Annotated in this window: 14 protein-coding genes and 1 pseudogene; 8 read left to right on the forward strand and 7 right to left on the reverse strand. The window is 67.9% G+C overall.

The window, feature by feature from the left end:
* The first annotated feature begins 349 nt into the window (after window positions 1-349).
* The 3 genes from ACZ6NC_RS22060 (at window position 350) to ACZ6NC_RS22070 (ending at window position 3,021) form a co-directional block, all read left to right on the forward strand.
* Window positions 350-1,018, forward strand: a complete 669-nt coding sequence (locus ACZ6NC_RS22060; protein ID WP_465735253.1) for a DUF4097 family beta strand repeat-containing protein — start codon at window positions 350-352, stop codon at window positions 1,016-1,018.
* Between the two features lie 117 nt (window positions 1,019-1,135).
* Entirely contained in the window at window positions 1,136-1,939 is an 804-nt protein-coding gene (locus tag ACZ6NC_RS22065; protein ID WP_465735255.1) for an alpha/beta fold hydrolase, read from the forward strand.
* Between the two features lie 188 nt (window positions 1,940-2,127).
* A complete protein-coding gene (locus ACZ6NC_RS22070; protein ID WP_465735257.1) occupies window positions 2,128-3,021 on the forward strand; it encodes a DUF2268 domain-containing putative Zn-dependent protease in 894 nt (297 codons plus the stop codon).
* 78 nt (window positions 3,022-3,099) lie between these two features.
* On the opposite strand, the gene ACZ6NC_RS22075 is transcribed toward ACZ6NC_RS22070, so the two are convergent.
* The 7 genes from ACZ6NC_RS22075 to ACZ6NC_RS22105 all read right to left on the reverse strand — a co-directional run bounded on the left by ACZ6NC_RS22075 (window position 3,100) and on the right by ACZ6NC_RS22105 (window position 7,580).
* On the reverse strand, window positions 3,100-3,987 hold the full coding sequence (locus ACZ6NC_RS22075) for a phosphotransferase (protein WP_465735259.1): 888 nt from the start codon (window positions 3,985-3,987) through the stop codon (window positions 3,100-3,102).
* Between the two features lie 24 nt (window positions 3,988-4,011).
* Window positions 4,012-4,455 carry a glycine-rich domain-containing protein gene (locus tag ACZ6NC_RS22080; RefSeq protein ID WP_465735261.1) on the reverse strand — a complete coding sequence of 148 codons (444 nt, stop codon included), beginning with the start codon at window positions 4,453-4,455 and terminating at the stop codon, window positions 4,012-4,014.
* A 108-nt stretch (window positions 4,456-4,563) separates the two neighbouring features.
* On the reverse strand, window positions 4,564-5,406 hold the full coding sequence (locus ACZ6NC_RS22085) for a helix-turn-helix domain-containing protein (protein ID WP_465735263.1): 843 nt from the start codon (window positions 5,404-5,406) through the stop codon (window positions 4,564-4,566).
* Window positions 5,403-5,921, reverse strand: a complete 519-nt coding sequence (locus tag ACZ6NC_RS22090) for a DUF6879 family protein (protein WP_465735265.1) — start codon at window positions 5,919-5,921, stop codon at window positions 5,403-5,405. Before ACZ6NC_RS22090 ends, ACZ6NC_RS22085 begins: the two co-directional genes overlap by 4 nt.
* 373 nt (window positions 5,922-6,294) lie before the next feature.
* A complete protein-coding gene (locus ACZ6NC_RS22095) occupies window positions 6,295-6,498 on the reverse strand; it encodes a DUF397 domain-containing protein (protein WP_465735267.1) in 204 nt (67 codons plus the stop codon).
* Window positions 6,499-6,520: 22 nt separating this feature from the next.
* A complete protein-coding gene (locus ACZ6NC_RS22100) occupies window positions 6,521-6,724 on the reverse strand; it encodes a DUF397 domain-containing protein (RefSeq protein ID WP_465735269.1) in 204 nt (67 codons plus the stop codon).
* Entirely contained in the window at window positions 6,717-7,580 is an 864-nt protein-coding gene (locus ACZ6NC_RS22105) for a helix-turn-helix domain-containing protein (RefSeq protein ID WP_465735271.1), read from the reverse strand. Before ACZ6NC_RS22105 ends, ACZ6NC_RS22100 begins: the two co-directional genes overlap by 8 nt.
* A 360-nt stretch (window positions 7,581-7,940) precedes the next feature.
* Here ACZ6NC_RS22105 and ACZ6NC_RS22110 point away from each other — a divergent pair.
* The 5 genes and pseudogenes from ACZ6NC_RS22110 to ACZ6NC_RS22130 form a co-directional block, all read left to right on the forward strand.
* Window positions 7,941-8,270, forward strand: a pseudogene (locus tag ACZ6NC_RS22110) (ATP-binding protein); the annotation flags it as partial.
* Complete coding sequence (locus ACZ6NC_RS22115; RefSeq protein ID WP_465735273.1) at window positions 8,267-8,524, forward strand: hypothetical protein; 258 nt, start codon at window positions 8,267-8,269, stop codon at window positions 8,522-8,524. The pseudogene ACZ6NC_RS22110 and the gene ACZ6NC_RS22115, both read left to right, overlap by 4 nt.
* On the forward strand, window positions 8,512-8,751 hold the full coding sequence (locus tag ACZ6NC_RS22120) for a hypothetical protein (RefSeq protein ID WP_465735275.1): 240 nt from the start codon (window positions 8,512-8,514) through the stop codon (window positions 8,749-8,751). The genes ACZ6NC_RS22115 and ACZ6NC_RS22120 overlap by 13 nt, the downstream gene beginning before the upstream one ends.
* Window positions 8,748-9,023 (forward strand): hypothetical protein, encoded by a 276-nt coding sequence (locus ACZ6NC_RS22125; RefSeq protein WP_465735277.1) that lies wholly within the window; start codon window positions 8,748-8,750, stop codon window positions 9,021-9,023. The genes ACZ6NC_RS22120 and ACZ6NC_RS22125 overlap by 4 nt, the downstream gene beginning before the upstream one ends.
* 274 nt (window positions 9,024-9,297) lie before the next feature.
* Window positions 9,298-9,804: hypothetical protein (locus ACZ6NC_RS22130; protein WP_465735279.1), on the forward strand; the 507-nt coding region annotated here is incomplete at its 3' end.

A 9,804-nucleotide genomic window follows, 5' to 3' on the forward strand; every position in this document is an offset into this window, starting at 1 on the left:
CCGCTCTCCCCCCTGTCCCCCTTGCCCCCCCCCCATTCCGAACACCCCCCCCATCCCCCCTACCCGGGGGGGAAACCTCCCCCCCCCCCCCTCCCCCCTCTGGGCCCGGCCGCGCTCCACGAGCCGGAGGCGGCGTGGCAGTGCCCCATGAGGAGCTCCAGCGTAGCGTTCACCCTCAATTCATTGCAACGAACGGATGGCTGTCGTTGCGTTAGATCCACTGCCGATGCAACGATATTCGTACTCTGACCTGCATTGATGCTGATTGTGCGCAACAAGCTTGTTGCCTGATACTCGAACGCAACGTAGCTTTTGCGAAGTCAGAAACAACGAGTGCAGGAGAGACACCATGCAGAAGTTCGCCACCGCCGCCCCGATCGCCGCCGTCCTGGACATCCCCGCCGGACGCATCCGCCTCATCGCCGCCGACCGGGCCGACACCAACGTCGAGATCCTCCCCGCCAACCCCGCCAAGAGCCGCGACGTGAAGGCGGCCGAGCAGATGACCGTCGACTACCGCGACGGCGTCCTGCGGATCGAGGCCCCCGCGGCCAAGAACCGGATCCTCGGCAACTCCGGAGCCGTCGAGGTCACCATCCAGCTGCCCGCCGGCTCCCACGTCGAGGCGAAGACCGCCACCGCCGAACTCCGCGGCGTCGGCCGCCTCGGCGACGTCACCTACGACAGCGCCCAGGGCACCGTCAAGCTCGACGAGACCGCCAACGCCACCCTCACCCTCCAGGACGGCGACATCACGGTCGGCCGCCTCGCCGGCCCCGCCCGCATCACCACCCAGCGAGGCGACATCGACATCACCGAAGCCATCCACGGCACCGTCGAACTGGGCACCCAGGCCGGCGACATCACCGTCGGCGCCGCCCGCGGCGTCTCCGCCTCCCTGGACGCCGGCACCGCCCACGGCCGCATCCACAACGCACTCAAGAACACCGACGGCACCCCCGGCCTCACCATCCACGCGACCACCTCCTACGGCGACATCACCGCCCGCAGCATCTGACCGCCCGCCCGGCCCGAAGAGGCCGCCGAGACGGTCGAGTTACACGGCCGCACTCCCTACGGCGACATCACCGCTCACCACTCCCGATCCACCTCCGACCCTGGAAGAAGGCAAACCATGACCAGCGAGCAGTCCGCCTGGACCGGCATGGTGGCGATCGATGACACCGCACTGGCCGTCACCGACACCGGCGGGCCCGGCCGTCCCGTGGTCTACCTCAACGGCTCCTACGCCGACCAGTCGCACTGGCGGCGCGTCATCACCGACCTCGGCGGCGACTACCGGCACATCACCTACGACGAGCGCGCCCGCGGCAAGTCGAAGCGCGCCACGGACTACTCGTTCGAGGCATGCCTGCGCGACCTCGACGCCGTCCTCGGCGCCAGGGGTGTGGACCGGCCGATCCTGGTGGGCTGGTCGTACGGCGCCATGCTCGCCATGCACTGGGCCGCCCGGAACCCGGACCGCGCCCTGGGGGCGGTGTCCGTGGACGGCGCCCTGCCGCACGAGTGGCTCGACGACGCCGCCCGGGAGCAGATCCGCAAGCTGTTCCGCCGGATGAGCCCGCTGTTCCCGATCGCCCGCCCGCTCGGGCTGGCCGCGCGGATGAGCGCCGCGCAACACGCCGAGATCAACATCGAGGCCAACGAGCTCTGCGCGCCCGCCGCCCTCGACCCGGTCTTCGACCGTCTGACCGTACCCACCCGGTACGTGCTCGCCACCGGCGGCAACCTGGGCGGCGACGCGAAGCTGATGGAACAGATCCGCGCCAACCTCGACCCGGTGGTCGCCCGCCACCCGAACATCCGGGTCAGCGCGAAGGTCGCGAGCAACCACTCCAAGATCCTGCGCAACGACTTCCGAGCCGTCGCCGACGCGGTTCGGGAGCTCGCCGCCACCCGGGTCCACCAGGTCGCCTGAGCCGCGGAGGCGCCGTCCTTGCCGGTGCTCAGGTCGCCCCCCAGCGCGGCGACGGGCATCACCAAACCCGGCACAGGTGGCCGCAGGGATCTGCCAACGGCCGGTGCTCTCGCCACGCTCCGCCATCGCCGGCCCGGTCAACCCGGCTCTTGACCCTCACGCAACGGGAGACCTTACGGTCCCGAGTCATGAAGATCGTTGTTCACGACACGGCGTCCGCCATGACCGACCTCCTGCAACGCCCGGTGGAGGAACGGCCCGACGCCCTACGGGAGATCTACGGCCCGCTCCGTAGCGTGATGTCCAAGGTGATGGGCGATGTGGATCTTGTTCAGATGCACCAGCAGCTGGGCAGTGGTTTCCGGATCGACCGTGAGGATCCACGGTATCTGCCGGCCGTGCGTCAGATGCAGGACGCCGGAGTGTGGAACCGGATCGAGGACTCCCTCGCCGCCGCGTGGGAGCGAATCAGCCGCGAGGCGCCCGGTGTGAAACACGCCGAGACCGTGCACGTCGTGGTGGTGCTCGGCAACCCCGACGATCACCACCTGACGGTCCGCAATGCCGGCTTCTTCGGCTCGGGCGGGTTCCCGGGCGCGATCCAGCTGACGATCTGGCCCACCGACACCAGCCTGAAGAAGATCGGCCCCACCGCCGCACACGAGCTCCATCACAACGTGCGCTACGCGAACGTGGTCTGGAACCCGGCGACCGTCACGGTTGGCGAGCAGGTCGTCGCCGAGGGGCTGGCCGAGGCTTTCGTGCGGGAGCTGGCCGGTGAGGAGGCCATGGGCCCCTGGACGAAGGGGTTGACCGGCACCGAGCTGGACAGCGCCTACGAAAAGGTCACTGCCGGGATCGACGTGGCCGGGATGCAGAACCTGCCCGCGTACGTCTTCGGTGACGCCACCGCACAGCTCATGGGGCACCAGCCCGTGGGGCTGCCGGACTTCGCCGGGTACTCGGCTGGACTGCGGATCGTGGACGCTCACCTGGCGGCCTCCGGTCTGACCGCTGCCCAGAGCGTCGCCCTGTCGGCGCGCGAGATCCTCGTCAACGCCGGCGTGCCGACCGGCGCGTAACCGCGCCCGGCTGGGCGCATGGCCGACCCCGCTCGGCGGGAAAGCGGCAGGTGCTCGCGAGTTCTTCGACAGGCTTCCCTAGTCCAGCAGGTGGCGGCACCAGGCGAGGGCGTCGGTCGCGAGCCCGGCCAGGTGCGGGGCTGCATCGGAACGTGACGCCCTCACGGCTCGGATCCCGGCAGTGGTCACAGCGAACGCGATGACATCCTCCTCGCCGGCGTCCTCCCATGACCGCACCGTGCACGCCCACCGCCCGGCCGAGGCGGCGGTGTGTCCCTCCCCGATCAGCCGCAGGACCATGAACGCGGTATCGACCCAGCACGCCGCGCGACCGGCGCGCGCCCAGTCGACGACGTGCAATCGGTGCTCTCCGTCCACCAGCAGGTTGTACTTCGACAGGTCGCAGTGAGCGAGGGTGTCACCCGCCACCGCCCCGGGGCCGCGCTTCTCCCAAAGGACCAGGTCGTCCAGCCGATCGGCCGCCCACGGATCGAGGGCACCTTGGGCCGCTGCCCGGTCCCATGCCGTGAACCGCTCCCACCGCTTCGACAGAGGCAGGGTGCCAACCTCGGGCCCGGGGGTGAGCCGGTCGGCGGCGTCGGCCAGCGTCCGGGCCACCGCCAGCAGGTCCGGTGATCCCGGGGACAGGTCGGCGATGCGGCCTCGCACGTACTCGAAGCCGAGCAGCCGCCACCCCGACTCGTTCACGTCCCACACCAACGCGGGAGAAGTGAACGTCACATGCCGGTTGGCGGCCGCCTCGACTCGGCACTGGAGACGGGAGTCACGACTGTCCTCCATGCCCTTGCAGAACACCCTTTGGCCGTCCGCGTAGTGCAGGACGGCGGCGAAGTGGCTGGAGAGCCCGAACGGCATGTCGTCCACGGCCTGGGGTGGGCCTGCCTGGCCCGCCACTGCACGTCGTACCGCCTCGGGTAGCTCCTGCCACTTCAGCCGCCGCTTCACATCAGCCTCCTGGGGGCGCTGGTTCTACTTCTTGCCACCGGAGTTGGGGCTGTCCGAGCATCCGGCATAGCACTGGGTGCAGTCGGCCAGGTTCGGCCACAGCTCGCGATCGACGGCGAAGTGGGCCGCCTCGATGTAGCTGATGGTGTCCGGCCTGGCGACCTTGTCGTCCTCGCCGTCGGTGGGGACGTGGTGGATGTACTCGACGCCCAGGGTTTCGCACAGGCCGAAGTAGAGGACGGTGTCCTCGATCAGCTTGTGCCAGCCCTTGTCCACCCGCTTCGAGGGCGACAGCCTGACGTCGCGGTGGCGGGCGGCGGTGGCGAGGAACGCCAGGGTCTGGTCCAGGATCCGCCGGGCCATGTCCGGGGTTTCACCGTCCTTCACGAGGCGGGCGGCAATGCACTCGAAGGTGTCGCTTTCGAGCAACGACGATCCGCTGATCCGTTCTGCGTTCGCAGTGGTCACAGTGGCTCTCCTTGATCGGGGTCGGACCGGCCACCACTCTGTGCGGTCGGCTTGTACGGCCTCCTCCGTCGGGCGAGTCTCAAATTAGGGTCAGCGTTTCCCGAGCCGCTAGCAGCTTTCCTGTTCCCGCAGGTATTCGTCGCGGATGCCGGCGACGACCGTCCGCATGTCGGGACCGTAAACTGCCGCCGAGGCGAAGCGGTCGAAGGTTTTCACGTACGTCTGGATGTCCCTCGGATCACGGGTGGTGATTTCCGAATGGAATGTCTCCACGATCACCAGGCGGTCATCATGAAGACTGAAGCAGGTCATCGGAAAGTCGGGCATTCGGGCATGCTGAGGAAGAACACCGATCAGAACATTGGGGAGCCGCGACACCGAGGCGAGACGGTCCAGCTGCATCGCCATGACGGTGGACTCGCAGACCCGCCATCTGAGGACGTGTTCGCAGATCAGGAAGTGAAACGACCGGCTGTGGTCATGGAGTGCCTGTTGGCGCGCCAGTCGGGCAGAGATGCTCTTGGCGCGGCTCTCCTCGGAGAGCGGGGAGGAGAGGAGGTCGAAGACGGCTGCGACATATTCCGGGGTCTGCAGCAGGCCAGGGACAAGCTGTCCCTGGAACAGCTTGAGCTGCGTGGTGCGCTCCTCGGTGGCCTGGATCGCCTGTTGGTGCTTCCAGAAGCCGGTGCGATGGATGAGTCTCCAGGCGGTTGCCTCGGTCGCCGCGACCCGGGCCTGTTCAAGGAACTGGGTCTTGGCGGCCTCCGAGACTCCGAGCGCCGTGAGGATCAGGTCGGTGTCCACCACGCTGGGCAGCACCTTGCCGTGTTCGATCTTGCTGAGCTTGGCCGGAGACATGGAAGCCCTACGGGCCACGGTCTCCCCGGTGAGTCCCGAGGCGTCACGCAGAGCCCGTAGGGCCTTGCCAATGTCTCCGGCGGTTTCACTCAAGGGTTGAGCTGCCCCCAGTACTCGGCGTAGGGGGTGGCGTGCTGCCAGGAGACATCCCGGTAGGCGAGATACGTCGGAAGCAACTGCTGGTCGACCGGTTCGGCACCCAGGAACTCGTCATCGGGGCCGTAGTGCATGCGGTAGACCCGGCAGTCGTCGAACAACCAGAAGTCGTGGTCGGGGAGACCGCCGACCCCCTTGCTCGCGAGATCGAGAATCCGGATGTCCTCGCCGGCCCGGACATTTCCGACGTAGCCCCAGCCGAGTTCGAACCGAAGGTAGTCGGTCAGCGGGGAGCGGAGGATGTGGACTCGCTGCAGAGTCTTGCCCGCCTCGGTCATCGAACGGACCCACGGACTGTCCAGCCACGAGGCGGGCATCTCCGCACCGGAGAGAAAAGCCTCGAACTCGTCACGCTCGCCGTCGACGTTGTAACGGTCCTTGGTCTCCATCTTGAAGGCCGACGACTCGAAGCTCTGGAACAGCTGGTTGAAGGCGTCACCGCTGAGCAGCACCGAAGTACCTCTCCAGGAGCTCGGCCGTGACCTCGACGGCGGTCTCGTTTCTCCGGCAGGTCGAGCTGTGCCAGTTGCTCGGGATCGAGGACCTTGTAGCCCTGAACGATGTACCGGCCGTCCTCGGTGCGCCAGAGCGTCGGACAGGGGCCCTCTCGACAGTCGCTCACCAGTTTCACAAGGGCCACGGACGTTCCCCTTCGACGGTTCTACCAGCTTGTCGGGTTCAATGCTCCTGACTCGACCGACATCAGGTCAAGGACAAGGCCTTTCCTCAACGGGAAAGGCCTGCAGAGCTGTTGGAGAGAAGTAAGGGAGCGTGGACCTGTCTGCCGGTGGCCCCTTGCGGGGAGCAAGGGGCCACCGGAACGACTCACCGTGTGTCGCCGCCGTGGTGGTCGAAGTCGCCCGCCTTGATGCCCTGGAGGAACCTGGCGAACTTGGTGGGGGTGGTGCGGACGATGATGTCGGCGGAGTCGGACTCGCGCAGCTCGACCAGTCCGTGGAGAGTACGCACCTCGACGCATTCGTTGTTGGAGGCGCTGAAGCTGGATTTCTGCCAGCGAGCCTTGGTCATCCCATTCCTCCGCTTTGCGAGGTCATACAACAGGGTTCGCCTGGTGGTCGAAGTCGCCCGCCTTGACGCCCTGAAGAAGCTTGGCGAACTTGGCGCGGGTGGTGCGGACTATGACGTCACCCTCGTCGGACTCGCGGAGCTCGACCAGCCCGTCGACGGTACGCACCTCGACGCACTCGTTGGATGCGCCGCTGTAGCTCGACTTCTGCCACTCGGACCTACTCATACTTGCCCTTCATTTCATCCCTGAGGGATCGAATGAACTTTCGTGACTCATCATCCGACAGGGCAAGGGAGCCCAGGCGCGCGAAGGTCGCCCGGTGACTGGCCAGGTCCGCTGGGGAATCGAAGAACAGGACACCTTGCGCGGTGTCCATCTGAAGGGTTGCGAGTTCTGGTACCAGCCCCTCGGCGAACATGATGTTCTCGCCCGCGCCGGGAAAGGTGTCCATGTCGAACGGGACCACCCGGACTGAGATCGCCTGCTCCTCTGAGTCTTCGATCAAGCTGTCGAGCTGGTCGGCAAGCACCCTTGGGCCGCCGAACTGCATCCGCAGAGCCGCCTCGTGGATGAAGGAGATGTACGGCGCTTCGCCGGAGCGGACGACGTGCTGGCGCTGCACGCGGAAGGCGGTCCTGACGGCGATGTCGTGACGGGGCAGCGGTGGTGTGATTCGCGCGAACACCGCAGAGGCGTAGGCGCTGGTCTGCTGGAGTCCGGGAATGTAGGTGGTGGCCCAGGTGTAGAGCTCGTGAGCGTGAGCCTCCATCTCTGCCACCTCAAGAAAGTCGGTCGGCAGGACCCCTCGGTACTCCTCCCACCAGCCCTTTCCCCGTGTCGCGATGATGTCGGCGAGTGCGTCGACGAGGGGCTGATTGGCGCACTTGCAGGCTGCGGCGACAGTCCATAGGCGCTCGGCGCTGATGCCGATCTTCCCTGCCTCCATCTGCGTCACCTGCGCGGGGTTCATACCTAGGGCACGGGCGAGCTGCGTGCCGCCGAAGCCGGCCTGCTCTCTCATCCGCCGCAGCTCGGTACCAAGCCTGCGCTGGCGAAGTGTCGGGTTGGGGCGTGGCGGCATGGTTTCCCTTCCGGGCCTGGAGTGGGGCCAAGTCTGCCGCGCCGGTCGCGAGGCGGTCCAACCTGGCTTCTGGTGACACCGTAGGGGGAATTTCCCGAGACTGTGTAAATTTTAAAACCAATCTGCGCTATGGTCTCCTCAGATCGATCCGATGGATCGTCAGTAATGCCTGTTTCCAGGGCAGTAGGCGCCTGCTGCCCTCGCACCGCAGAGCAGCCACGCGTGGCATCAGCCAGCTCCGCCCTGGCCTGGCTCACGGCGACGTTTCCGCCGGTTCGCCGACACCCCACTCCACACGACCTCATCCGGAGGTTCCTCATGCGTGCCTTCAACCCGCCCGACTGATCCGCCGCCCGCGAGGAGCTGCGCGACGCCCTCGCCACCGCCTCCTGGCCGGACGACCTCATCCACGACGCCGAACTCGCCCTCCATGAGCTGTACGTCAACGCGTGGCGTCACGGCGGCAGCCCCGCCCCCACCGTGGTCGTCGTCCTCCTCGCCGACCGCACCCTGCGGGTCTCCGTCGCCGACGACAGCCCCACCCTCCCCGAACCGGTCCAGTCCGCCGACCCCTACGAGCTGTCCGGCCGCGGCCTGCACCTCGTCCGCTCCCTCACCCACCGCTTCGGCACCAACCCCCGCAAGTGCGGCGGCAAGTGCGTCTGGTTCGAGCTGGACGCCGCCGCGTGACCGGCCCCCGCATCCCGATCTCCCCCGACGACCCCCGCACGCACGACTACACCGACGCCCACGTCACCGCCCTCCTGCGCGAACTCCACAAACGCGGAGCCTGGTTCGGCATCCAGTGGGGCTCCGCCACCACCCACCACAGCGCCGTCGACGGCCGCATCCTCGTCAACTTCGGGCACGCCCCGGTCGCCACCCTCCTCAACCTCCTCCACCTCCTCCGCGACACCGAGAGGAACGCGCCGTGGGAGTCCTGATCCCCCTCCTCACCGAGGCGATCCACACCGAGCGCACCACCGTCGCCTACCTCACGCTGGAAGCCGTCCCCGACGCCGCCCTCCAGCTCCGCGCCGCCGTCGACCTCGACATCCACGCCGCCCCCGGCGAGCACCTCGCACTCCCCCTCACCCGCGACCAGGCCCACGAACTCCTCCACGGCCTCGCCGCCCACCTCGGCCACCGCGTCCTGCGAGTCCACCGATGAGACCCGGCACCGCCAACTTCCTCATCGGCGCCGCCTTCACCGCGCTCCTCGCACTCGCCCTCGCCACCGTCGTCCTCGGCGTCATCACCGCCCTCAAGGTCAACGACAACCAGCGACCCCCAACTCCCATCACCCGCCACGGCCGCTGGGAACTGCGCCAACTCCCCGACGGCAGCCACGAATACGCCTGGATCGCCCGCCAGGCCGGCCACTTCGGCCCCGGGATCCACCGGCCGCCCACCAAACCCGGCCGCCACCGCATACCCACCTGAGCCCGGCACGCGGAGGCCCTCGCCCACCCGGGCGGGGGCCTCGCCGGTCTCCGACCCCGGTGGTGACCGGCGTCCCGCACGCCTCACCGGGCCGGTCGAAAGATTCCGAAAAAACTTTTGAAACCACCTGCAACCCCCGGCGGGGATGCACGTCTATACGGATGAAGGCACGGAGAGCGAGACCGGCAAGGCCGGGGGGCGCTACCGCTCGACAACAGCGGGCAGCCGGCCGTCTTCACCACACCGTTCGGTCATGACCCTGGGGAGTCACATCATGCGCAAGTCCGTTATGCCCTCGTTCGCGAAGAACGTCCGCTCGCTCTCCGGCCGCCGCCGCCTCGCCACCGTCGCCGCCACCGTCGTCCTCGCCGGCTCCGTCCAGCTCATGACCGCCGAAAGCTCCTGGGCCTGCGGGGACATGCGTCTCGGCGGCCCGCAGGCCGCCATGAGCGGCCCCGGCGTCACCGAGATCGCGCCCGACGCCGCCTTCGTCTCCGGCAAGTCCACCGTCGTCGCGGACGGCAACTGGAACGAGGTCGCGATCAAGGTCACCAACAAGACCGGCACCGACGCCCACGGCATGCTCCCCTCCTTCGGCATCCACACCGCCGGCGACGGCGCCTCGCTGCGCACCCAGGACGTCCGCATCCAGGTCCAGGAGAACGGCACCTGGAAGGCCGTCCCCGCCATCGCCGGCTGCTACCACACCGTCGACGCCGGCTACGAGCAGCGCCAGCGCCTCGACAACGGCAGCACCCTCACCATCAAGTTCCGCTACTCC

It is taken from the genome of Kitasatospora sp. NPDC041988 (assembly GCF_055588525.1).

Coding starts and splice junctions, on each gene's coding strand:
- ACZ6NC_RS22060 (WP_465735253.1), top strand. CDS start 350: ATGCAGAAGTTCGCCACCGCCGCCCCGATCGCCGCCGTCCTGGACATC.
- ACZ6NC_RS22065 (WP_465735255.1), top strand. CDS start 1,136: ATGACCAGCGAGCAGTCCGCCTGGACCGGCATGGTGGCGATCGATGAC.
- ACZ6NC_RS22070 (WP_465735257.1), top strand. CDS start 2,128: ATGAAGATCGTTGTTCACGACACGGCGTCCGCCATGACCGACCTCCTG.
- ACZ6NC_RS22095 (WP_465735267.1), bottom strand. CDS start 6,498: ATGACCAAGGCTCGCTGGCAGAAATCCAGCTTCAGCGCCTCCAACAAC.
- ACZ6NC_RS22100 (WP_465735269.1), bottom strand. CDS start 6,724: ATGAGTAGGTCCGAGTGGCAGAAGTCGAGCTACAGCGGCGCATCCAAC.
- ACZ6NC_RS22105 (WP_465735271.1), bottom strand. CDS start 7,580: ATGCCGCCACGCCCCAACCCGACACTTCGCCAGCGCAGGCTTGGTACC.
- ACZ6NC_RS22125 (WP_465735277.1), top strand. CDS start 8,748: ATGAGACCCGGCACCGCCAACTTCCTCATCGGCGCCGCCTTCACCGCG.